27 protein-coding genes are annotated in these 24,581 nt (G+C 38.2%); all 27 read right to left on the reverse strand.

The window, feature by feature from the left end; all coding sequences use genetic code 11:
- Positions 1-157 precede the first annotated feature (157 nt).
- Positions 158-1,858 carry a proline--tRNA ligase gene (locus AC58NB_RS03425; protein WP_497425418.1) on the reverse strand — a complete coding sequence of 567 codons (1,701 nt, stop codon included), beginning with the start codon at positions 1,856-1,858 and terminating at the stop codon, positions 158-160.
- Positions 1,859-1,940: 82 nt separating this feature from the next.
- Entirely contained in the window at positions 1,941-3,200 is a 1,260-nt protein-coding gene (rseP, locus tag AC58NB_RS03430; RefSeq protein ID WP_497425419.1) for an RIP metalloprotease RseP, read from the reverse strand.
- A gap of 16 nt (positions 3,201-3,216) precedes the next feature.
- Positions 3,217-4,359, reverse strand: a complete 1,143-nt coding sequence (locus AC58NB_RS03435; RefSeq protein WP_497425420.1) for a 1-deoxy-D-xylulose-5-phosphate reductoisomerase — start codon at positions 4,357-4,359, stop codon at positions 3,217-3,219.
- Positions 4,360-4,395: 36 nt separating this feature from the next.
- Complete coding sequence (locus AC58NB_RS03440) at positions 4,396-5,187, reverse strand: phosphatidate cytidylyltransferase (protein WP_497425421.1); 792 nt, start codon at positions 5,185-5,187, stop codon at positions 4,396-4,398.
- A 22-nt stretch (positions 5,188-5,209) separates the two neighbouring features.
- Positions 5,210-5,980: an undecaprenyl pyrophosphate synthase gene (gene uppS / locus AC58NB_RS03445; protein WP_497425422.1), complete on the reverse strand. Its 771-nt coding sequence runs from the start codon at positions 5,978-5,980 to the stop codon at positions 5,210-5,212.
- A gap of 324 nt (positions 5,981-6,304) precedes the next feature.
- Complete coding sequence (gene frr, locus AC58NB_RS03450; protein ID WP_497425423.1) at positions 6,305-6,862, reverse strand: ribosome recycling factor; 558 nt, start codon at positions 6,860-6,862, stop codon at positions 6,305-6,307.
- Between the two features lie 2 nt (positions 6,863-6,864).
- A complete protein-coding gene (gene pyrH, locus AC58NB_RS03455; protein ID WP_497425424.1) occupies positions 6,865-7,587 on the reverse strand; it encodes a UMP kinase in 723 nt (240 codons plus the stop codon).
- Positions 7,588-7,740: 153 nt separating this feature from the next.
- Entirely contained in the window at positions 7,741-8,625 is an 885-nt protein-coding gene (tsf, locus tag AC58NB_RS03460; protein ID WP_497425425.1) for a translation elongation factor Ts, read from the reverse strand.
- Between the two features lie 131 nt (positions 8,626-8,756).
- Positions 8,757-9,521 carry a 30S ribosomal protein S2 gene (rpsB, locus tag AC58NB_RS03465; protein WP_497425426.1) on the reverse strand — a complete coding sequence of 255 codons (765 nt, stop codon included), beginning with the start codon at positions 9,519-9,521 and terminating at the stop codon, positions 8,757-8,759.
- Between the two features lie 156 nt (positions 9,522-9,677).
- A complete protein-coding gene (locus tag AC58NB_RS03470; RefSeq protein ID WP_497425427.1) occupies positions 9,678-10,199 on the reverse strand; it encodes a hypothetical protein in 522 nt (173 codons plus the stop codon).
- A 239-nt stretch (positions 10,200-10,438) separates the two neighbouring features.
- The gene (locus tag AC58NB_RS03475) at positions 10,439-10,660 is read right to left on the reverse strand and encodes a hypothetical protein (RefSeq protein WP_497425428.1); all 222 of its coding nucleotides are present in this window, start codon (positions 10,658-10,660) and stop codon (positions 10,439-10,441) included.
- Positions 10,657-10,806: a hypothetical protein gene (locus AC58NB_RS03480; RefSeq protein WP_497425429.1), complete on the reverse strand. Its 150-nt coding sequence runs from the start codon at positions 10,804-10,806 to the stop codon at positions 10,657-10,659. Before AC58NB_RS03480 ends, AC58NB_RS03475 begins: the two co-directional genes overlap by 4 nt.
- A gap of 23 nt (positions 10,807-10,829) precedes the next feature.
- The gene (locus tag AC58NB_RS03485; RefSeq protein ID WP_497425430.1) at positions 10,830-11,603 is read right to left on the reverse strand and encodes a FliA/WhiG family RNA polymerase sigma factor; all 774 of its coding nucleotides are present in this window, start codon (positions 11,601-11,603) and stop codon (positions 10,830-10,832) included.
- A gap of 105 nt (positions 11,604-11,708) precedes the next feature.
- Positions 11,709-12,212: a chemotaxis protein CheD gene (locus AC58NB_RS03490; protein ID WP_497425431.1), complete on the reverse strand. Its 504-nt coding sequence runs from the start codon at positions 12,210-12,212 to the stop codon at positions 11,709-11,711.
- Positions 12,209-12,847 carry a chemotaxis protein CheC gene (locus AC58NB_RS03495; protein ID WP_497425432.1) on the reverse strand — a complete coding sequence of 213 codons (639 nt, stop codon included), beginning with the start codon at positions 12,845-12,847 and terminating at the stop codon, positions 12,209-12,211. Before AC58NB_RS03495 ends, AC58NB_RS03490 begins: the two co-directional genes overlap by 4 nt.
- A 16-nt stretch (positions 12,848-12,863) precedes the next feature.
- Positions 12,864-13,325 carry a chemotaxis protein CheW gene (locus AC58NB_RS03500; protein WP_497425433.1) on the reverse strand — a complete coding sequence of 154 codons (462 nt, stop codon included), beginning with the start codon at positions 13,323-13,325 and terminating at the stop codon, positions 12,864-12,866.
- A 25-nt stretch (positions 13,326-13,350) separates the two neighbouring features.
- On the reverse strand, positions 13,351-15,402 hold the full coding sequence (locus AC58NB_RS03505) for a chemotaxis protein CheW (protein WP_497425434.1): 2,052 nt from the start codon (positions 15,400-15,402) through the stop codon (positions 13,351-13,353).
- A 6-nt stretch (positions 15,403-15,408) separates the two neighbouring features.
- Positions 15,409-16,533 (reverse strand): protein-glutamate methylesterase/protein-glutamine glutaminase, encoded by a 1,125-nt coding sequence (locus AC58NB_RS03510; protein WP_497425435.1) that lies wholly within the window; start codon positions 16,531-16,533, stop codon positions 15,409-15,411.
- Positions 16,523-17,380, reverse strand: coding sequence for a MinD/ParA family protein (locus AC58NB_RS03515; RefSeq protein ID WP_497425436.1), 858 nt, complete (start codon positions 17,378-17,380; stop codon positions 16,523-16,525). The genes AC58NB_RS03510 and AC58NB_RS03515 overlap by 11 nt, the downstream gene beginning before the upstream one ends.
- Positions 17,364-18,539, reverse strand: coding sequence for a flagellar biosynthesis GTPase FlhF (gene flhF, locus AC58NB_RS03520; protein ID WP_497425437.1), 1,176 nt, complete (start codon positions 18,537-18,539; stop codon positions 17,364-17,366). The genes AC58NB_RS03515 and flhF overlap by 17 nt, the downstream gene beginning before the upstream one ends.
- Positions 18,536-20,572 carry a flagellar biosynthesis protein FlhA gene (gene flhA / locus AC58NB_RS03525; protein ID WP_497425438.1) on the reverse strand — a complete coding sequence of 679 codons (2,037 nt, stop codon included), beginning with the start codon at positions 20,570-20,572 and terminating at the stop codon, positions 18,536-18,538. The genes flhF and flhA overlap by 4 nt, the downstream gene beginning before the upstream one ends.
- A gap of 108 nt (positions 20,573-20,680) precedes the next feature.
- Positions 20,681-21,763 carry a flagellar biosynthesis protein FlhB gene (gene flhB, locus AC58NB_RS03530; protein WP_497425439.1) on the reverse strand — a complete coding sequence of 361 codons (1,083 nt, stop codon included), beginning with the start codon at positions 21,761-21,763 and terminating at the stop codon, positions 20,681-20,683.
- Position 21,764: 1 nt separating this feature from the next.
- On the reverse strand, positions 21,765-22,541 hold the full coding sequence (gene fliR / locus AC58NB_RS03535; protein WP_497425440.1) for a flagellar biosynthetic protein FliR: 777 nt from the start codon (positions 22,539-22,541) through the stop codon (positions 21,765-21,767).
- 3 nt (positions 22,542-22,544) lie between these two features.
- Entirely contained in the window at positions 22,545-22,814 is a 270-nt protein-coding gene (fliQ, locus tag AC58NB_RS03540; protein WP_497425441.1) for a flagellar biosynthesis protein FliQ, read from the reverse strand.
- Positions 22,815-22,829: 15 nt separating this feature from the next.
- Positions 22,830-23,495, reverse strand: a complete 666-nt coding sequence (fliP, locus tag AC58NB_RS03545) for a flagellar type III secretion system pore protein FliP (protein WP_497425442.1) — start codon at positions 23,493-23,495, stop codon at positions 22,830-22,832.
- On the reverse strand, positions 23,488-24,189 hold the full coding sequence (locus AC58NB_RS03550) for a flagellar biosynthetic protein FliO (protein WP_497425443.1): 702 nt from the start codon (positions 24,187-24,189) through the stop codon (positions 23,488-23,490). The genes fliP and AC58NB_RS03550 overlap by 8 nt, the downstream gene beginning before the upstream one ends.
- A gap of 15 nt (positions 24,190-24,204) precedes the next feature.
- On the reverse strand, positions 24,205-24,567 hold the full coding sequence (locus tag AC58NB_RS03555) for a response regulator (protein ID WP_497425444.1): 363 nt from the start codon (positions 24,565-24,567) through the stop codon (positions 24,205-24,207).
- Positions 24,568-24,581: the final 14 nt, after the last annotated feature.

Below are 24,581 nucleotides of genomic sequence, written 5' to 3' on the forward strand. Positions count from 1 at the left end.
CTTGATTGTCTACTATGCGCTCCTATAGCCCTTAAATGAATACGTACCACTTGCTTTAACCATTAACTACTTATGAATGAAGTATGACTTTATTTTTTTGCAAAAATAAGCTCCCCCCAGTAGTTAGGGGAGAGCTTTATTTGTTTCACCTGTTTGTTTACAGTAATTCTTTTAAACGTTCAGCCAAATCAGCAACAGACACTTCAAAGCTTTCGCCTGTCTTTCTCACTTTAACTTCCACGATTCCTTCAGATGCTTTTTTCCCTACCGTTACTCGAACAGGAAGCCCAATTAAATCAGAGTCAGCAAATTTTACACCTGCACGCTCTTTACGGTCATCCATTAAGACATCATAGCCTGCCTGTTGAAGCTGACTATATATTTCCTCACCAAGTTTACTTTGCTCTTCATCCTTCATATTGACAGGTATTAAATGCACTTGATATGGAGCAATATTGACAGGCCACATTAATCCTTTTTCATCATTAAATTGCTCAGCAATTGCCGCAACTGTTCTTGATACGCCAATTCCATAACAACCCATAATCATTGGCTGGCTGCGTCCATTTTCATCCAGGTACGTACCATTCATGGCCTCACTGTAACGTGTGCCCAATTTGAATACATGACCTACTTCGATTCCTTTAGCAAACTGAATGGTTCCTTTTCCATCTGGAGAAACATCGCCTGCCTGGATGAAACGAAGGTCTTCATATTTCACATTTTGGAAATCACGTTCAGGATTTACATTCGTATAATGGAAACCTTCTTCATTAGCTCCGCAAACTGCATTTTCGAGGACTTCAACAGCATAATCTCCAATGATTGTCACGCGGTCCCCTTCCACTCCAATTGGACCAAGAGATCCGACGCTGCAACCAAGGACTTCTTTTGTTTCTTCTGGACTTGCAGGTTCAACAATTGTTGCATTAAAGATATTTTTTAACTTAATATCATTTAATTCATGATCTCCTCTGATTAACACAAGGACAAACTGATCGTCCACTTTCCAAAGAAGTGATTTAATGCACTTATCCGCACCTATATTTAAATAACTTGATACTTCTTCAATTGTTTTTTGATCAGGTGTTGATACCTTGGATAGCTCTTTCAGCTCTTCACCCGTTTTTACCGTTGTGTTTACAACTGGTGCCATTTCAATATTCGCAGCAAAATCAGATGTATCAGAATAAGCAATTGTGTCCTCACCAATATCAGAAAGCACCATGAATTCATGTGTATCTTTTCCGCCCATTGCTCCTGAATCAGCGATTACCGCTCTGAAATCGAGACCACAACGGCTGAAAATATTAGAATAAGCAGTAAAGATACGATCATACACTTCGTCCAGGCTTTCCTGACTGGAATGGAATGAATAAGCATCCTTCATAATAAATTCACGGCCGCGAAGCAATCCAAAACGAGGACGCTTCTCATCACGGAATTTTGTTTGGATTTGATAAAGCGTTAATGGCAGACGTTTGTATGATTTCACCTCATCACGAAGTAAGCTTGTAATGACTTCTTCGTGGGTTGGACCCATTGCAAACTCACGATTATGACGGTCTTTCATTCTCATCATTTCAGGACCATAGGAATACCATCTGCCTGATTCCTGCCATAGCTCTGCTTGTTGCAGCGCAGGCATTAATAATTCAACCGCCCCTGCACGCTCCATTTCTTCTCGAATAATTTTTTCAACATTTTGAATAACTTTTAAACCAAGTGGAAGATAACTGTATATTCCACTCGCATTTTGGCGCATAAATCCAGCACGAAGTAATAATTGATGGCTTTTTACTTCAGCGTCAGATGGCACCTCTCTTAATGTTGGAATCATGGTCATACTTTGTCTCATATCTATTCACCTTTCTATCTCTTTCACTGTACTTATGTATAACAAGGGCTTTTTTTGAGCCCCTGTTACTATAAAATCTATCTTAAAAGAAAAATCGCTGTATATCATTCCATGTGACAACGATCATTAAGAGCATTAATAAGGCAAAGCCAATAAAATGGAACATACCTTCTTTTTGCTTATCAACCGGTTTCCCTCTTATGGCTTCAATAGCAAAGAATAAAAGCCTTCCTCCATCCAGCGCGGGTAGCGGTAAGAGATTCATAATCCCGAGATTAATACTTAAGACCCCTGCCCATTTTATCAAGTAGAAAATGCCCGATTTTGCCACTTCTTCGGTGGAAACATATATTCCTACAGGGCCTGATAAGGCATCAATAGAGAATCCACCAGTAATAAGATCTCCAAGAACAATAATGATTTGTTTTGTCCATAAATAAGTTTCCGTAAATCCATATCCGATCGCTTTTAGGAATGATTTTTCGGTAGGTGCATATACCCCGATAATTCCCCGTTTACCAGCTGAATCATCCACTAATTTAGGCGTCACTGTGACTTCTTTTGTCTGTCCATCTCGCTCAACATTAAAAGTCAGTTCATTATTAGCATTCTTTTGGATCGTTGATTGAATATCACTCCAAGAATCCACTTTTTCACCATTAATGGATTGGACGATATCTCCTTCTCTAAGTCCTGAACTGATGGCAGGTCCATCTTCTGTCAATTTCCCTAGCTTTGGATCTTCAACTACCACACCTTGGGCTATCCCAATAATCATGAATAAAATAGCGGCCAAAACAAAATTCATCATTGGTCCGGCAAAGATAGCCATCGCCCTTTGCGGTAAAGTTTTTGAATTAAATTGACGGTCATAAGGAGCAATTTGAAGCTCAAGTCCATTTTCTACCATTACTGCTTTTGGATGAACCTTAAAAGTTTGGATTGTTTCATCATTCCCATCTTCATATCCACGAATGATTAACTTATGATCCAAATCAGCTTCTTCGACTTCAATAATCCTTGCTTCAGGATATTTATCCTTGTTAGTGACAATGATTTTGTTGATTTCCTGATTTTCATTAAACAGTACACCGATTCGGTAGCCTGGTTTCAACTCAACTGATTCTTCATCTTCACCAGCCATCCGTACAAAGCCTCCGAGCGGAAGTAAACGAATGGTATAGACAGTATCATTCTTTTTTATAGTAAAGATTTTCGGTCCAAAACCTATGGCAAACTCTCGACAGAGTATACCCGCTCTTTTTGCAAAGATTAAATGGCCTAATTCATGAAAAAACACCAATCCGCCAAAAATTAGTATAAACGCTAATATAGTTTGCACTTAATCGACCATCCTTTTAATGTAGTGACTCGATATATCTTCTTGTATCCTGATCGACTTCTGTTATAATCTCAAGCTCAGGATTTTTGATTGGCTGATGACGGTTCATTGCCTTTTCCACCAGTTCCTCAATTGCCAAGAATGGAATCTTGCCCTGTAAGAATAATCCGACCGCCACCTCATTGGCAGCATTTAAAACAGTCGGCATGGATCCGCCAATTCTACCGGCGTTATATGCGTATTGTAAACAAGGATAACGGTCAAAGTCCATCTTTTTAAAATGTAAAGTTGCCGCATCAGCTAAATTAAGCCTTTTTGAAGAGATTAGCGGTAACCTGTCCGGATAGGAAAGTGCATATTGAATAGGAACACGCATATCCGGAGTACCAAGCTGTGCAATCACACTTGAATCATGAAATTCAACCATCGAATGAATAATGCTTTCCTGATGCAGTAGAACATCAATTTGATCATATGGTAAATTAAATAGCCAATGAGCTTCAATGACTTCAAGTCCTTTATTCATCATCGTAGCGGAATCTATTGTAATTTTTGCACCCATAGACCAGTTTGGATGATTCAGGGCATCTTCTACCGTAACATTTTTTAATTCATCCCTTGTCCGATCTCTGAAACTTCCTCCAGATGCTGTAATAATCAGGCGCTCGATATTTTTAGTCTGCTCTCCCTGTAATGCCTGGAATATAGCAGAATGCTCACTGTCCACCGGCAAAATGGGCGTATTATACTTTTCAGCAGCCTCCATAACAAGATGTCCAGCTGTCACCAACGTTTCCTTATTGGCTAGAGCAATTTGCTTGCCCGCTTCCATCGCTTGCATGGTCGGAATTAAACCAATACTTCCCATCACAGCATTAACCACAATATCTCCATTTACATAAGTAGCAGCCTCTATTAACCCATCATGCCCGTATACAATTTTTTTAGTTGGAAATTCTGTTTTCAATCTTTCCGCATCTTCTTTTAACTGTACACAAATTAATTCTGGTTGGAATTCCTGAGTGATTTTACGGATTCCATCCATATTTCTCCCGCCTGCAATGGCTGTTAACTTAAATTCCTCTGGATGATTACGTACAATATCGATTGTTTGCATACCAATCGAGCCTGTAGCGCCTAATAAATTGATCTTTTTCAAACTAATGCTCCTCCCCAAAAGTTGTATGGTTATTAATTAAAAAATGAAGAAATGCAAAATGGGAAGAATGAAAATCATACTGTCAAACCTATCCAAAATTCCTCCATGTCCCGGTAAGATATTACCCGAATCTTTAACACCATAATGCCTTTTATATGCAGATTGTACAAGATCCCCCAGCTGTCCGAAAATCGAGATTAACAATGCCATAATAATCAACTTACTTATATTGTAGTCCAAATTAGAGAAGAAATAGAACAAAATTGCAACAACAATTGCACTTCCGATTCCTCCAAGAAATCCTTCCACCGTTTTATTTGGACTAATTTCCGGCCAAAGCTTTCGTTTCCCTAAAGAGCGTCCTACAAAGTAGGCGCCTGAATCTGTAACCCATATCGTAACTAGAACAAAAAGTAATGTTACGAGACCATTACTTGCATCCCTTGTAGCAAAAAAGTAATAAAAAGCAACACCTATGTAAAGAGACGACAACATGAGAAAAGCCGCATCATCAAAGGTAAATACATTTTTTGAAATTACAGTGATGATCAACAACAATAAGGCAACAATAATGACAATATCCATTTTCTCATACTGAATCATATCAAAAATATGGCTATATCTATCAGGAATCAATAGAACCCATACTAGTATAAACGATAGCAGAGAGGATATCGTCATTAATGGCATCTCTTTCATCTTAAGTAATTCATATAGCCCAATAGTTGCCATCGCATACATCAAAAAAAGAAATGGGATATTTCCATATATCAATATCGGTAAAAATAAAGCTAGTGCTATAACTGCAGTAATGATTCTTTGTTTCACCCTAAGATCCTCGCCTTCCTATTTATACGCCACCATATCTTCTTGATCTTCCCTGGAATTCTTCAATCGCATCCAGCAGCTCATGATCATTAAAATCTGGCCATAAAACATCTGTGAAATAAAATTCCGTATAGGCTAATTGCCAAAGCATAAAGTTGCTCAGGCGAATTTCGCCGCTTGTTCTAATTAATAAATCCGGATCCATCAGCTGATTAGTCATCAAGTACTCTGAAAATCGTTCTTCTGTCAGCTCATTTTCATCCAAGACACCATCTTTCAAATCAGCTGCGGCTTTCCTTACTCCCTCAAGAATTTCTGCACGGCTGCCATAATTAAGGGCAAAATTTAAAATCAGGCCATCATTATCTTTTGTTTTTTCCAATGCTGTTGTGACTGCATTGACAGTATGCAAAGGAAGCCTCTTCTGATCACCCATAATTTGAACCTTAACATTTTCTTCTATTAATTCCGGTAAAAAAGTGCCTAAAAATTCTTCTGGTAATTTTAACAAGTAATCGACTTCATCTTTCGGCCTTTTCCAATTTTCAGTTGAAAAGGCATATACGGTTAATACCTTTACGCCTAATTGATTAGCCAATTTAGTCGTTCTACGCACGACTTTCATTCCCTCATGATGTCCGGCAACTCTTGGCAGTGCTCTTTTCCGCGCCCAACGGCCATTCCCATCCATAATAATGGCAATATGGTTTGGTATATTATTTTGTTTAACCTTTTCTATTCTTTCTGATATAGAACGCTGTTTCCCTTTTTTCTCTTTCTTCCATCCAAACATTTTATTTCCTCCAAAAGGAATTGATCATCCCTGCTTATGTATATCTTTCATCATTCTACCTTGGTATAAATTCCATAACCTATCATACCACAATTAAATGCCACAAACATTTCTGTTTATAAGTTTGTTTATCTAGAATCAATGAATCCTTTATAGGTTACCTTTTAAAATCTGAAAGGAGCCCATTAATTCTTTTATTATTTTTACAAAGCATACGTTGTGGCAGAGAAGGAATAGAATACCGAAGTTACTGATTCTCGTTGTACAACATACAAAATGTAACAAAAAAACCCCTTTAGGCTAAAGGGGTTTTTTGATATAAAATCAAACTTCCATGATTTCCTTTTCTTTGTCTTTAGCAAGCTGATCAATTTTAGCAATGTGATCATCAGTCATTTTTTGAACATCATCAGAGAATCCACGCAATGCATCTTCTGTAATTTCTCCGTTTTTCTCTAACTTTTTAAGATCATCATTTCCATCACGGCGTACATTACGAATAGCCACTTTTGCTTCCTCAGCTTCTTTTTTCACTTGTTTAACAAGATCACGACGGCGTTCTTCGGTAAGTGCAGGAACACTTAAACGAATGATGTTACCATCGTTTACCGGATTAAGACCAAGATCAGATTTCAAAATGGCTTTTTCAATATCACCAAGAATGGATTTATCATAAGGTGTAATAACTAGCATACGTGCTTCCGGCACACTGATTGAACCAAGTTGGTTTACAGGCGTAGGCGCACCATAATAATTAACAGTTAGTCTGTCTAAAAGAGAAGCACTTGCACGACCCGCACGAATAGAGGCTAATTCTCTTGAGAATGCCTGAATTCCTTTATCCATTTTTTCTTTCGTATTTGCAATAACTTGATTTGCCATTATTATTTCCCCCTAACGATAGTACCTATAGTTTCACCCATAACGGCACGTTTAATATTTCCTTCTTCCATTATCGAGAAGACAATTAGTGGAATGTCGTTATCCATACATAAGGATGATGCTGTGGAGTCCATTACAGATAAACCATCCTTAATTAAATCAAGATAAGAGAGTTTATCATATTTTACAGCACTGCTATCTTTAACAGGGTCTGCATTATAAACACCGTCAACATTATTCTTACCCATAAGAATAACATCTGCTTCTATTTCGGCAGCCCGTAAAGCTGCTGTCGTATCTGTAGAGAAATAAGGATTTCCAGTTCCTGCAGCAAAGATCACTACACGGGTTTTTTCTAAATGCCGGATTGCTCTGCGACGGATATAAGGCTCAGCTACTTGTCTCATTTCAATCGAAGTTTGCACCCGAGTCTCAATGCCCTGCTGCTCCAAACTATCCTGTAGCGCTAGAGAATTCATAACTGTAGCAAGCATTCCCATATAATCAGCCGTTGCACGGTCCATACCTAGTTCACTGCCTGTTTTCCCGCGCCAAATATTTCCTCCGCCAACTACCACTGCGACTTCTACACCAAGCTCTGCAACTTCTTTTACTTGTTTAGCAACCGAAGAAATAATTTTTGGGTCAATTCCAAATCCTTGAGCACCGGCAAGTGCTTCCCCACTTAACTTTAATACAACTCTTTTATACTTTACGCCGCTCATAGTAACCTCCACCATTGTTAGTTATCGATCTTTTTGCAATCTATATAATCGATATCCAAATCTCTGCTCATTATTTCAAATAGAATGTACTTTTGAAAAATAGGGAACACAGCGTGTCCCCTATTTTTATGCTATAGACATTTGTAATTTGGATTAGTCTTTCTTAATTTGATTCATTACTTCTTCAGCGAAGTTATCTTGTTTCTTCTCGATACCTTCTCCTACTTCATAACGAATGAATTCAACGATGGAAGCACCGTTTGCTTGTACGAATTGACCAACTTTTTGATCTGGATTCTTAACGAAAGTTTGGTCTAGTACACATACTTCTTCAAAGTATTTACCAAGACGGCCTTCAACCATTTTAGCAACGATTTTTTCTGGTTTACCTTCATTAAGAGCTTGTTGAGTTAATACTTGACGCTCATGCTCAACTTCGTCTGCAGATACTTGATCACGAGATACATATTTAGGGTTAAGAGCAGCAATATGCATAGATACATCTTTCGCTACCGCTTCATCAGTTGAACCTTCAATAATAGTTAGAACACTGATACGTCCACCTTGGTGGATGTAAGCGCCGAAAGCACCATTTTCAGGTTTTGTTTTGATTTCAAAACGACGAAGAGATAAACGCTCACCAATTTTAGCGATAGCAGCATTAATGTGATCTTGAACAGTTGCGCCATTTTCCATAGTTTGAGCATGTGCCTCTTCAACAGTTGCTGGAGTGTTTGCTAAAAGATGAGCAGCCAATTCTTTAACAAGAGTTTGGAAACCTTCGTTTTTAGCAACGAAATCTGTTTCTGCATTCACTTCAAGGATAACTGCTTTATCTCCTTCTACAACGATAGAAGTAAGACCTTCTGCAGCGATACGATCGCCTTTTTTAGCAGCTTTCGCGATACCTTTTTCACGAAGGTAGTCAATTGCTTTATCCATGTCTCCACTTGTTTCTTGAAGCGCTTTTTTGCAGTCCATCATACCTGCACCAGTTTTTTCACGTAATTCTTTTACCATTTGAGCAGTAATAGCCATTTGGTCTTCCTCCTTTATATGATCCGATAAAATCAGTATGTAGCAGTGTTCGATTCCATATACACCACTCTATTTTATTTCAAAAAAAGGTGATAAAAGGCACTGTCCTCTTATCACCTTTAAAAAATCAATTAAGCATTTTCAACTGTAGTTGCTTCTTCAGCTGCTACAGTTTCTTCAGCTACTGCTTCTTCTGCAACTGGAGCTGTTTCTTCACCTTGTTTACCTTCAAGAATAGCATCAGCCATTTTACCAGTAAGCAATTTAACAGCACGGATTGCATCATCGTTTGCAGGGATTACATAATCGATTTCATCCGGATCACAGTTAGTATCAACGATACCTACGATTGGAATGTTCAATTTATGAGCTTCTGCAACAGCAATACGCTCTTTGCGTGGGTCGATGATGAACAATGCATCAGGGATTTGTTTCATATCCTTGATACCGCCCAAGAATTTTTCAAGACGTTCTTGTTCTTTTTTCAATTGAATAACTTCTTTTTTAGGAAGGACTTCGAAAGTTCCGTTCTCTTCCATTTTTTCGATTTCTTTAAGACGTGCAATACGTTTTTGGATTGTTACGAAGTTTGTTAATGTACCACCTAACCAACGTTGGTTAACATAGTACATACCAGCACGGCCAGCTTCTTCTTTAACAGAATCTTGAGCTTGCTTTTTAGTACCAACGAATAACATAGTACCGCCATCAGCAGCTAAATCTCTTACGAAGTTGTAAGCTTCTTCTACTTTTTTAACCGTTTTTTGAAGGTCAATAATGTAGATACCATTACGCTCCGTGAAGATATATTTTTTCATTTTTGGGTTCCAACGACGAGTTTGGTGCCCGAAGTGTACACCTGCTTCAAGCAGTTGTTTCATTGAAATTACAGACATGTTTGTTCCTCCTATGTTTTGTTTTTTCCTCCGCTTAAATCATTTTCAGACTGAAACTGTAATATTACAGCACGAACAGTCCAAATCCTTAAGCGTGTGTAATAACACCATGTCATAATATAGCACAATAAAGGAACACAATCAAGATATTTTCCCTTACTTTTGGTTTAATTTAATTAAAAGGTCAATTTCTGTTTTGCCACGCCCCATTTTCTTGGCGATTTCTTCGGTGGTTATCCCTTGATTCTTCATATTTATTATCTCAGCAAGTACACGATTTTGATCCGTCTCCTGACCCTCTCGGACTGATTCCTTCTTCTTAACTATCCTTTTTGTCTCGATCGATTGTCCGCTTAAATTGGTATAGGCATTTAACGCTGCCTGCTGCCTATATCCCTGCGGTAGACCTATAACCTCTTGATCTAGTTCCTCATCCATATCAGATTGGTGACCCTCTTTAACTGGATCCTCACTTTCGCTCCTGAACAACTGTTTAATTTCATCATTTTCTTCTTTCATCTCAAAAATAAACGTATTAATGAGCTCTTCCATCTCTTTTAAAGAAGCTTTATAATTTTTTTCAAAATCAATCAGGCGATTCTGCCTTGTATAAAGGATGATAACGGTTAATATTGTTACTAAATTGACCATAATGCTTAAAATAAGGATAACGGTCATTCTGTCCTCTCCTCCTCTTCTATTTATTTTCAGTGGATTGCAATTCAATAAAAAAAGCAGAATGATCATTGCGCGCTTTATCATTCTGCTGCCCTAAATTAACGGAATTAGACTTCCACCCATCTGGTCTACGTACAGTATTTGCTCTTTTGCCTTTTTCCTATTTCAAGTGCATATTCAATTGTAGATCTGGAAAATGCAGCATACCCTATATTCAGCTGAAATCCTGCCACCCTTGTTCATACAATATGTAGTTCACTCTTTTCTAAACTTATGATCATGCTTGTGACAGAGGCTACATAGTCGATTAAATTTCTGAATTTAAATGGCTGTTCATGCTTATCCAACGCCTTGGTATATACGAGCATCCATTCTCCATCATATCCATTTCCAGCTGATTGTCCTTGTGCAAAAAATAAAGAACAGCTAATCTGTTCCACATCTAACAATAGCGATTTCACTTCTTCTTTACCCCAAATGTGATCGGTATTGTAGCCAGCCGTTCATCTACTTCTCTTTCAGAAACAATCTGTACCGGGTTTCCTGATGGTATAATCCATGCCTTCATTTTGTCTGGGGAAATCTCCAGTTTATATGGAAAGTCCATCTTTCCCCTCCCCAATTAACGCTTTAGCGGTATATCGTTTTTGCCAATAACTCTTTTAGTTTAAATAAAGCACGTGAATGGATTTGGGAAATTCTTGAGGTAGATAGTTTTAAAATATATCCAATCTCTGTAAGAGTTAATTCCTGGCGGTAAAATAAATCCAAAACTAGTTGTTCTTTTTCACCAAGTTTATAAATGAGGTTTTCCATCTCTTTCAGCAATTCCTTTTTAACCAGTGCTTCTTCAGGAGATAGCATGCGCTCATCTTTCATCGAATACGATTGTGCGTCTTGTTCTGAATGAGCATCATGCGGCTGTTCATCCATTGACAATACATTGGAAAAGAAGTTTTCATTCGTAATTTTGATAACCTCATCTTCAGGTATCCCAAGTTCCTCTGCAATCTCATCGGGTGTAATATTACGCATTTTCTTCTGTTCCAACGCTTCTATCGTAGAATCTATCAATTTTGCTTTTTCTCTCGTACTTCTAGGCAACCAATCTTCTTTTCGTAGTCCATCTATAATAGCTCCCCTAATTCGAAAGGAAGCATAGGTTTCAAATTTTAAATCACGAGATGGATCAAATTTTTCTAATGCGTCAAAAAGACCCATATTTCCCAAACTCCGTATATCATCCCTATTTACATTTTTAGGCAGGTTTACAGAGATCCGTTGAACATGATAACTGACCAATGGCAAGTATTTTTTTGCCAATATGTCTCCAGCCTGCGCGTCCCGGCCTTCAAGCCATTTATGCCAATACGTTTGTTCTTCACCGGTATTCACTTGAGACATTTTGACCCTCCTTGATTTGGTTTATAATGGTAATACAATTATAACAAAAAGCCACATATACACATCCGACAAATTTCCCTTAATTTCGATTCATTGTCGTAGATTTTAAATATACTGACTGCCATGATTCACCGTGCGAATATGCAATACACTTGTCATCGGATTAAACTCAATTGTTCTTCCGCTATTCCCGCCAACTTCTTCAGCCATTAATTGGATATGATTCTCTTTTAGGTGTGTTTTAATGGCATGAACATTTCGCGGTCCAATCCTCATTAATTCACTTCCCGAACCATATGGAAACATTTGGGCTCCACCAGCAATCTTCGCCTTCAGTGTCTGTCTTTTTACACCTTTATTTTCTAATTGAGCGAGCATCTCAGGAATTGCCGTATCAGCATATTTAGCTTTATTAAACATTTTCCCTCTAGCAAGTGAGGAATCCGGAAGCATGACATGAGCCATACTGGCAACTTTTTGTGTTGAGCTGTACAGAACAACGCCAACACATGAACCAAGGCCAGCCGTTCTAATAATCGAATTCGTACATGCAATTTTCATATCTGCAATTCCAACCCGGATAATTTCATGATCATCAGATGGATTCATTCCATTTTCACTCCCAATGCGGTAAAGAGAGTAGCAAACGATTCAGGATCAGGAAGTAAAAAGAAATGTCCATTTAGATCCTTCTCATCTTCACTATCAAATTCAGTTAAGTCTGTATCAATGATAATCGCATAATCGCCAAGTTGAGAAAATTCCAATAAACCATCCCCTAATAGGGCTCCCACCATATCAATTCCCAATACAGGAACAGATGGGTAGATCTTCAGACCGGTAAAATCCGACAAGGCAGTTAGATAGGAACCCGACAAAATATTACCCATTTCCGTTAAAGCAGATAAGGTAATCTCATTGTCTGACGACTGATCAAAAGTAAATTGTTCAGAACCTGTCATTTGATTGATAAACCGGGCGGCCTGGGATCGGGATAGGATAAAATACATATTGCCAGTGATATCTCCTTCAATTCGTAAGTAAACACTTGCGACTACATTATCTGCTCCTCCTGCCAGCTCCATTGTTTCGTCAAATGTAGCAATTCTTACGGAGGGAACGCTCATCATGACCCGTTTGTTCACTAAGCGTGACAAAGCAGTGGCAGCATTGCCTGCTCCGATATTCCCTATTTCCTTTAATGTATCCAATTGGAGAGCTGTAATGGAATCAAAATATGACATGTGATTCTTCCTCTTCCTATATAGATTGTGCGGTTCCTAGTTCTTGTAAAATCCGTTCAAGCTTAATCAGGATGAGCAGTCGTTTATCTATTTTGGCAACCCCATCTATAAAATCAATTTCCTGAAGACCTACCACCTTCGGCTGTGGTTCCACCAAATCCGTCGGGAATTCCAATACATCCTTTGCTGAGTCCACAATTAATCCTACTTCAAACTGGTTATAAGAAATAATAATAATTCTGGTAGACTCATCATGCTCTTTCCTTTCAAGCCCGAATCGTATTCGAAGATCGATGATTGGCGTAATGGTTCCTTTAAGATTTATGACTCCCATCACAAAGTTTTCTACACCTGGAACTCTAGTAATATAGGGTACTTTTTCGATAGACATTACATATCCAACCGGTATGGCATATTCTTTGTCCACTAACTCAAATACAATTACTTTTAACATACGCTCATTCGTATTTTCAGCCACATAAATTCCTCCTTTCCTTTACTGCTTACTTAACAAGAGAATTGCAATCTAAGATTAAAGCTACTTGTCCATCTCCGAGAATCGTCGCACCTGACAGTGCAAAAACAGAGTTTAAGTAGTTACCCAATGATTTTAAAACGATTTCCTGCTGTCCAATAAACGAATTAACGACTAATCCAGCCATTTTATCTCCATTTCGAACAATAACTAGTGACAGAAATTCCTCTTCCTCCCGGGTCACAGGAATCGATAAAATAGAATGTAAGTAAACAAGCGGAATAATTTTGCCTCTAAAATCAATAACATCCTGGTTATGAGACTTTAATATATCTGTTTTTTTAACAATATAGGTCTCAATTATGGATGATAACGGAATTGCGTACTTTTCATGCTGAACTTCAACAAGCATGACGGAAATAATAGATAGAGTAAGAGGCAATTTTACAGAAAATATCGACCCGTAACCAAGACGCGAGTGAATGGATACGCTCCCACCAAGAGATTCAATTGTATTTTTTACGACATCTAGTCCAACGCCCCGGCCTGAAATATCAGAGATTTCTTTAGCAGTGGAGAAACCGGAAGCAAAAATAAGTTCATTTTTTTGCCGCTCTGTCATTGCTTCAGCTTGTTCGACTGTAATAATTCCTTTATCCAATGCTTTTCTTACAACTACATCGGTATTGATGCCAGCGCCGTCATCTTCAATTTCAATAAAAACGTGGTTTCCACTATGATAAGCCTTCAAGATTACAGTGCCTTGCTCAGGCTTGCCTTTTTCACGTCTGGCTTCCGGTGTTTCGATGCCATGATCCAGGGCATTTCGTAGGAGATGCAGGAGCGGATCACCAATTTCATCAATAACGGTCCGATCTAACTCTGTATCCGCCCCGACAATTTCTAGTCGAATTTTCTTGTTTAAATCTCGGGCAAGCTGTCTAACCATACGAGGAAAACGATTAAAGACCGTTTCCACTGGTACCATTCGCATATTTAAGATAATCGTTTGCATATCCCCTGATGTTCTTGTCATCCGTTCAACCGTCTCAAATAGCTCAGGATTATTAAGATCTTTTGAAATTTGTTCAAGTCTACCTCTATCAATCACTAACTCTTCAAATAGGTTCATCAATATATCAAGGCGCTCAATATTTACACGAATTGTCTTATTATGAGCTATAGCTGTCTTTCCAGACACTGCCTTTTGTTCTTCTTTATCCTCTGTCTGATTGGCCGGATTCTTCATTGCCAGCACCAGGTTCTCATTCTCCAGTTTGTTAGTGTCTTTATGGCTTTCTTTTTCAGATGTTTTATTTATCACCGGCAGAACTTGAACAGATTCAATTTCAGATACCTTATTTATTTTCTGCTCAATATCCGTTGCAGATTGTTTTGTTAGCAAGGTCGCCGTAAATTCTTGTTCAAACTTTTCTTCCTCAAGATTATCTACGGAAGGGACAGACTTAATAACCTCACCCAGTTCAGCGAAAATTTCATATACCATAAAAACTCTGACTGCTTTTAAGATACAATCATCCTTTAAGATTACCTTTACAGCGTATGCTTGGTACCCTTGTTCGATGGATTGTTCCAATACCGTCCATTCATATTCATCATAAGCTTCCGCACCAGATTGAGTTTCTCCCGGAGTGCTTGACGAATCATCCTCCGTAACCGGACTTGTTATCATTGTTCGTTCACCAGTCACAATTTTTTCTAATTTTTCTATTGTTAGAGAGACATCTCTTTTCCCATCTCCACCATCTGCAATCGATAAAACCATGGCTTCAAGATCGTCAACAGCTAAAAATACAACATCCAAAATAGCGGTATTCACTTTTATTCGCTCATTTCTGATTTCATCCAACACATTTTCCATCTGATGAGTCAAACGCGCCAAATCATCAAACCCCATGGTCGCAGACATCCCTTTTAACGTATGGGCTGCACGGAAAATTTCATTTACAATCGTTAAATCACCATCATGTTTTTCCAGTTCTAATAATTGTTCATTACAAGTTTGCAAGTGTTCTTTGCTTTCTTCTATGAAAACCTCTAAATATTGATTTAAATCCATACCAACTCACCTCTCATTCTTACAAATTTCATTTAATGCTCCTGCTATCTTGTATAAAGGCATAACTTCATCTACCATTCCAGTTGCAACCGCAGATTTTGGCATACCGAAAACCACGCAAGTTTCTTCAGATTCGGCTATCACTATTGAACGTTTGTTCTTTTTTATATTCAAAATCCCATTTGATCCATCTGCACCCATCCCCGTCATAATAACCGCTATTTGCTCATATATCCGGGGCAGTTCGGAAACAGAATTTAACAAGGTATCCACTGATGGACGATGGCCATTAATTGGTGGATTTTCATCCAATTTAGCAACTAACGCACCAGCATTTATCACAGCCGTCAAATGCAACCCACCTGGTGCGATATATGCTGTACCATTACGTAAGATTTCTCCGTCTTCAGCTTCCTTCACCCTTATTTTTGATAACTTGTTTAACCTGCTTGCCAGAGATTTCGTAAACCCTATCGGCATATGCTGAACAATCAGAATAGGCGCCCTGATTTCTCCACTCAATAGCGGCAGAACGCTATACAATGCCCGCGGCCCTCCGGTAGATGTTCCGATACAAACAATTTTCTGGAAATCCTTAGCAGCTATTAATTCAGTCATCCGAGAATCTTCCTTTTGTACCGGTTTCTCGGAATATATTGGGACAGTACGTGCAGTCAACAAGCTATCATTTTGTTTGAACACATCCATATTTACTTTGACAGCTTCCTTTACTTTCTCAATCATTTCCCGCTTAATTCTATGTAGATCCTGTGAAAATGATCCAGAAGGCTTCTCAATAAAATCAACTGCACCTAGCTCCATGCATTCCATAACCATGTCTACCCCCGACCGATTCGTTCCAGAAAGCATAACTACAGGGGTTGGATGTTTCCTCATAATTTCCTGCAAGGTCATAATACCGTCCATAACCGGCATATCAATATCAAGCGTAACCACATCAGGTTTAAACTTTTCGATTTTCAAAAGCCCGTCTGCACCATTCCGGGCAATAGACACCACTTCTATCTGTTCATCTTCTTGAAGAATTTCTGTAATTAACTTCCTCATAAAAGGTGAGTCTTCAACTATTAAGACTTTAATTGCATCCAATGTGTAAGACCTACCTTTCAAACAGAAAATTCTTCATCTTTTTCATAAACGAAACAGGCTGATTTGTCTCTTTTGCCAAGGCTCCCAGGTAATGTACAATGGTTTTTTTTAGAGCCTCACTTGCTGGGGAAGATGTATTTAATAAGATAAATGGAATTTGCCTAATCACTGCTTTATGTACAGATTTATCATCAGGTAAAACACCAAGCGCCAAAATCTCTTTATGTAAAAATTGATGTGCAGCTCTCGTTAAACGCATGAGAACTTCATTGCCTTCCCTGCGACTTGAAGCCCGGTTACACAGTAGATAGAACGGTACATCTGTACTGCTAACAAGATACTTCATCATCGAATACGCATCTGTTATAGCAGTTGGCTCAGGAGTGGTAATAAAGATCAACTCCTGAGCTGAAACGATAAATTGTAAGGTTTGTTCTGATATTCCAGCACCCATATCTAAAATAATAAAATCATAATCTTCCAGAATGCTTTGAAACTGATAACTAAAATGATCAAATTGTTTTTGATCCATCTTAAATAAATCTGACAACCCTGTCCCACCCGGAATATAATGAATCCCTTCAGGCCCTGAAGAAATGGCCATTCTTAAGGGAATTCCTTCATTAAAATGATCGGCTATAGTATATCTGCCCGCTTGGCCGATTAAGATATTGATGTTCCCCATACCAACATCAATATCCATGATTAATACTTTTTTATTTTGCTTGGCAAGTCCAATTGAAAAATTCAATGAAAAATTTGATTTACCGACTCCGCCTTTTCCACTGACAACAGCGATGACTCTTGCAGCACATCCATCTTTTTCTTTTAGAATTCTTTGCCTCAGCAGTTCAGCTTGGTCGTGCATATAAATAACCTCCACAAACTGTTTTAATGATTTTCTCCGGTGTGGCAGCAACAATATCATCAGGTACATCCTGTCCATTTGTCATATAAATGACTGGCACCTGATGGTTTAAAATAAAATTCAGAATGGAACCATGATAAGCTGTTTCATCTATTTTAGTAAAAATGACACCTTGTATCGGAATAATGGAAAACTGATTATAAATCCTATCCATATCGTGGGCTTTGGAAGTTATAGAAAGAACAAGGTACGTCTCCATATCCATATCAAAATCAATCAAGCCCTTGAGATCCTCAACAAAATCCTGATTCCGATAATTACGGCCTGCTGTATCAATAAATACATAATCATAATGAGCAAAACGTTTAGCCGCCTGTTTAAAATCCTCCATGTTATAGGCCACTTCGACTGGAACTCTCAGTATCTCTGCATATGTTTTCAGTTGTTCAATAGCGGCTATTCTATAGGTATCAGTCGTGATAAACGCAATCTGTTTATTATGTTTCATGACATATTCTGCTGCAATCTTCGCAATGGTCGTAGTCTTTCCAACTCCGGTAGGACCCACGATATTTACATATTTCCTCTTAAATAATCCCACATCATTTGGTACATGATTCGTTAATTGATCGACTAAGTAGGAATTAACCAGATCTTGTAAATCACGTTCCGTTATTTCATCTGAGTTCCTATTATTTCTCCATCTTTCCAATAAATAATCCATTAGTTTATCGGTTAAATGTTTATCCAATTCTATTTTGACAAGCTTTTTGTATACTTTTCTTAATTGATCCGGATATAAACTATACTTAGATTCGAATGAAAGCATTTGTTTCATTTCCTGCAGTTCATTAAGTATGTCTTTTGAAGGAATTTCACTATCTTTGAAATCGGCTGCTTGAACAGGCTTTACAATGGATTCACTTTTGAATGGTCGTTTTAGTTCATTGTTAACCTTTGTATATGTCGGCTTTTTACTATCCACGGTATCGGGATCAATCGTGGCAATCACTTCAAAAGTTTTCTTTTTAAATAGACCAAGTATCCCATTGCTATTAACCACTTTTGAATTCAAAATCACGGCATCATCACCAAATTCTGTCCGTATTTTGCTCATCACATCTTGCATGGATATCCCAGTAAATTTCTTCACTTTCATTCAGCATTCACCATCCCTACGCTTTGTATCTCCACATTGGCTTCCAACTCGTTGTACGATAAAACTGGAAGCTGCGGAAAATATCTTTCTGTCAGTTGGCGTACATACATCCTTACAGCTGGTGAACATAGTAATACAGGTGCTTGATCGAGCATTGTATGCTCCTCCAACTTTCCGGCTACTGATTCAAGGATTTTCTGTGAATCGTTTGGATCAATGGATAGATAATTACCTTGTTCAGTTTGTTGAATACTGTCTGCTATTATTTTTTCTACTCTTCCAGAAAGAGTTAATACTTTTAAATTATCCCCCATAACATATTGGTTGGTAATTTGACGGGCCAGTGCCTGTCTGACATATTCCGCTAAAATATCTGTATCATTCGTCATCCTGCCAAAATCAGCTAACGTTTCAAAAATAATTGGTAAATTCCTAATTGAAACCTTTTCTCTTAATAATTTTGCCAGCACTTTTTGTATGTCACCGACTGACAATGGGTTTGGTGTAACTTCCTCTATTAAAATAGGTGAAGACTCTCTGAGATGCTCGATTAATTGTTTTGTTTCCTGACGTCCGATCAAATCAGCTGCATTTGTTTTAATAATCTCTGTAATATGTGTAGAGACAACCGATGGCGGATCTACGACTGTGTAACCGAGCATTTCAGCATATTCCTTCGTCTCTTCTGTAATCCATTTAGCTGGCAACCCAAAGGAGGGTTCAATTGTATCAATTCCATCTATTGAGTCATCATCCATTCCCGGTGCCATTGCTAAGTAGTGGTCTAACAAAAGTTCACCTCTTGCCATTTCAGCACCTTTAATTTTCAATCTGTATTCATTGGGTTTAAGCTGAATATTATCTCTGATTCTCACAACTGGAATAACCAGACCCAACTCGATCGCAAGCTGCCTGCGAATCATAACTACTCGATCCAGAAGATCACCACCCTGATTAGCATCTGCTAACGGAATCAGCCCATACCCAAATTCAAATTCAATTGGGTCAATACTGAGAAGGCTAATCACGCTTTCAGGACTTTTCATTTCTTCTGTCTCTACGGTTTCATCAACTTCAGGTACAGCAGGGGTACGATTATTTTTCTGAACAGAAGACGCTTTATATGCACCCAAAGCCAATAAGCCCGAAATAAACAGTGTTAAAAAATTATTGATCGGTGTAAATAGACCTAATAATAGAATAGTCCCGGCAGCAATATACAGCATTTGTGGATAAGCAAATAGCTGGGAGGTAATATCAGATGCAAGATTGCCATCTGATGCCGCCCTCGTGACGATAATCCCTGTTGCTGTTGAGATCAGTAAGGCAGGCACTTGGCTGACAATCCCGTCCCCTACAGATAAAAGAGAAAATTTTACAGCTGCTTCACCAAATGATAAATCCATTTGCATAACACCGATGATCATTCCAAATATTAGGTTGATCAAAACGATAATGATACTGGCTATGGCATCCCCTTTAACAAACTTACTGGCTCCATCCATCGAACCAAAAAAATCAGCTTCTCTTGACACCTTTTCACGTCTGGTTCTTGCTTCTTGTTCAGAAATCATTCCAGCATTTAAATCAGCATCAATGCTCATTTGTTTACCTGGCATTGCGTCGAGCGTAAAACGGGCTGCCACTTCCGCAACACGTTCAGCTCCTTTGGTAATCACAATGAATTGAATGATAATCAGAATTAAGAATACAACCAAACCGACAATTACCTGACCTCCGACCACAAAGTCCCCAAACACATGAACGACGCCACCAGCATCCCCGTGTGTCAGTATGGCTCTTGTCGTTGAAATATTAAGGCCAAGCCTAAACAAGGTAAGGAGCAAAAGAAGAGAAGGGAAAATCGAGAATTGTAATGGTTCCTGCGTATTCATTGAAGTCAATAATACTAATAAGGCAAGAGATATATTGACCATGATTAGAAAACTAATTAACCATGTTGGTAAAGGAATAATCAACATGGCTACGATCATGATGACGGCTATTAAAACGGAAAAATCTCTTGCTCGCATACTTGTTCTCTCCTAACGGGTAATAAAGTGAAACATACTTTATAAAAATCAAAATTTATCTTTCTACTATGTCAACTGGCCTGTGAACGTATCGGTTGGAACATTTCTCTAAGACTTGTCTTTCATTTTATAAACATAAGCTAAAATTTCAGCCACCCCTTTATAAAATTCCTCCGGTATAGCCTGTCCAATTTCCGCCTGATCGTACAATGCTCGTGCCAACGGTCTGTTTTCCATCATAGGTATATCATTTTCTTTGGCAACAAGCTTAATTTTTTGGGCAACAAAATCCAAACCTTTCCCGAGGACATAAGGAGCATCCAGTTTATTTTCATCGTACTTTAATGCGATGGCATAATGGGTTGGATTTGTAATGACAACATCTGCTTTCGGAATTTCCTGCATCATTCTCGACATGGCCATTTCTCTTTGTTTTTGCTTGATTCGAGACTTTATAATAGGATCGCCCTCACTTGTTTTATACTCCTGTTTAATATCCTGCTTAGACATTCGGATACTTTTTTCAAAATCAAATCGTTGATAAAGATAATCGAGCAGGGCTAAAAATAATAAAGCTCCCGAAGCAAACAAACCGGTTCTCACTGTTATATCTGCAAGTGTAATTAAGGATGCCCCCAGGTTCTTAGTAGAAAGCATCATAATTTCGTCCAACCGAGACCATATGCAATAGAACGTTACACCCCCGATGATCGCAATTTTTAAAATTGATTTAAGCATTTCTACGATGGCCCTCATGGAAAAAATTCGTTTAAACCCTTTAATGGGATCAATTTTTTCTAACTTAAATTGAATGGTCTCTGTTGAAAACAAGGCTCCCACCTGGGCGAAATTTGCAAGGATACCTGCCACAAATGCAGCCATCATAATGGGCCCCAAAATAATAGCCATTTGCTTCAGAATATCTATGAACATTAAATACAAGTCACCTTCTGAAAATGTGATTGTTGATGAAAGATTGAGTGGATATTTAAAAAGGGCAATTAACCTATCTTTTAAAAATCCGCCGGCTATATATAAAAAGAAAAATACTCCCAGCAAAACAACTGCTGTATTAATATCCTGACTTTTGGCAACCTGTCCTTTTTTTCTCGCATCCTGTCGTTTTTTAGGAGTAGCTTTCTCCGTTTTTTCTCCAGAGAAAAATTGCAAATCCAATTTTAATAGAGTCATATCAACTTCCTCCAAACAGATGCATAAGGGAACGCATTCCTTCCAACGTTGTATTCAATAGCCCCTTCACCAGTAGTAACGTAGTTCCCATTGTAATGATAATTAGAATAAAACTAACGAATATCTTGATTGGAAAGCCAATCACAAATATATTCATTTGTGGGACTGTTCTGGCTACTATTCCAAGGGCTATATCCACTAAAAATAAACTTCCCACAATCGGTATCGACATTTGAAAGGCAATAATAAATGACTGCGTAAAAAAATGGACCATCAGTGTCAGTATTTGCTCATTTCCAAATGGAAGAAAATCTGTAGACAGCGGAATAAATTCATAACTGTAAAAAATTCCATCTAGTAATAGATGATGCCCATCAATGGCTAACAAAAAAAGAAGGGCAAACGTATATAAATATTGGCCCATAATGGGGCTTTGAGCACCTGTTTGAGGGTCGATGACATTTGCCATTGAAAAACCCATTTGAAAATCAATGAATCCGCCGGCTGTTTGAACAGCCGTGAACATCATATAAGCAAAGAACCCAATCATTAACCCGACTAAGCATTCTTTTACTACTAATAAAAGATATAAACTGTCTATCTCAAATCCAGGTGATGAGACCGTATAATACATAATCCAAGCAAGCAACGCACTGATTCCAATACGATGCTGAGCAGGAATCGTCCTATGAGAGAAAATAGGCATTGTAATAAAAAAGGATGCGATGCGAACGAAAATCAATAAATAACTACTAAACTTTGGTATGATTTCTTCCATACTTTATCCTACAAACTTCGTTAAATTATTAAAAATATCTGCCGTATACGACAGCATTTTGCTCAGCATCCAAGGGCCAAAAAATACAATTCCCAGCAAAACAGCAACAATTTTTGGTATAAAGGCCAATGTTTGCTCCTGGATTTGTGTGGTTGCCTGAAAAATACTGACAATTAATCCTATACCTAAAGCCAATATTAATAAGGGAGCACTTATGATCAATACGGTATAAATCCCCTTCTCCGCTAAAGAAATGACTACTTCTGATGTCATCTTTTTCTCACCTGCCTAAAAACTTTGTAATAAGGATTTAACAACCAAATACCATCCATCGACCATGACAAACAGCAAAATTTTAAAGGGTAACGAGATCATTACCGGCGGCAACATCATCATTCCCATAGACATCAGAACACTTGCTACTATCATGTCTATTACCAGAAAGGGAATGAATATCATAAATCCAATCTGAAAAGCTGTTTTCATTTCACTGATTGCAAAAGCAGGTACAAGGGTTGTCAGCGGGATGTCTTCGATTTTTTCTGGAGTCTCCGCTTTTGAATATTCCAAAAACAGCTGCAAATCCTTTTGTCTCGTATGTTTACTCATGAATTCCTTAAAGGGTCCTGCCGCTTTTTCATAGGCCTCTTCCAATTTGATTTCATCCTTAAAAAGTGGTTGAAGTGCCTCGTCATTCACTTCAGAAAAAACGGGAGCCATCACGAAAAAAGTTATGAAAAGTGACAAACCGATTAATACTTGCGTAGGTGGCATCTGCTGAGTCGATAAGGCAGTCCTTACAAACCCCAAAACGATGACAATTCTTGTAAAACAGGTCATTAAGATTAAAATACTGGGCGCAAGAGAAAGTACAGTCAATACCAGGAGTAACTTAACTGATGTTGATACGGTGGCGGCATCCCCACTACTAAAAAGATTCATTAAGTCATTCATCCCGGTGCGTTCCTTTCTTACTTATGTCTTCTTTAACCTTTTGACGATCTTTCTTTAACTCTTCCAATTGTTCCTGAAAGTGACTTGAGAATGATTGAGGAATTTGTTTGGGAGATTTTAATTTCCATTTATCCATAAGCTTCGTAGCAAAATCCATCGGTACCAACTGCTGGTCAACTTTCTCATTATGTTCTTTCATTAATCGGTTGTACTCTTCCCTATCATCAATTACATTGAGTAACTGTACCGTGTCCCCGACCCCTACAATGTAAATCGTTTCCCCAATTCTAACCATTTGAACGGAACGATTTCCTCCTAGAGGAGTACCCCCGATATTTTCGATGATCCGGCCATGTTGATACCCGCGGTTTTTTTTATTGATGACACGCAAAAGCACAAACAACAAGCCTGCGACAAAAAGTAAGGCAAAAAACATTCTAAAGATATCGCCAAAAGAAATTCCCACATCACTTGTCTCTTTCTCATCTGTTTCAGGGGTTTGATTGGTATTGGTATCGCCAGTATTCCCTGATTCCGCATTATCATCTTTATTATTAAAATAACTGTCTACACTTTGATTGCTATTGTCCGTCGCCGCCGCCGCACTCACAATAATTCCCTTATAAAGTGAAACAACGGCCAAACTCAAAATGAAAATTAGGATCAATTTTTTATAGCTTGGCTTACGTTGCACGTTTATTTCTCCTTTTTAAGACAAAGCTTTGCTAATTGCCTCTAATACACGATCAGCAGCAAAAGGTTTTACTATAAAATCTTTTGCGCCTGCCTGAATGGCATCAATAACCATAGCCTGCTGGCCCATTGCAGAACACATAATAATCTTGGCATTGGGATTTAATTTGCGTATTTCTCTCAATGCGGTAATTCCGTCCATCTCCGGCATTGTAATATCCATTGTAACTAAATCAGGCATTGTTTCTTTATACAGCTCAATTGCCTGTTGACCGTCCGCTCCTTCACCCACCACTTCATATCCATTTTTAACCAATATGTCTTTAATCATCATTCTCATAAATGCTGCATCATCCACTACTAAAATTTTATGTGCCATTCTATTTTCCTCCA

The sequence above is a fragment of the Pradoshia sp. TA40_28 genome (assembly GCF_059694525.1).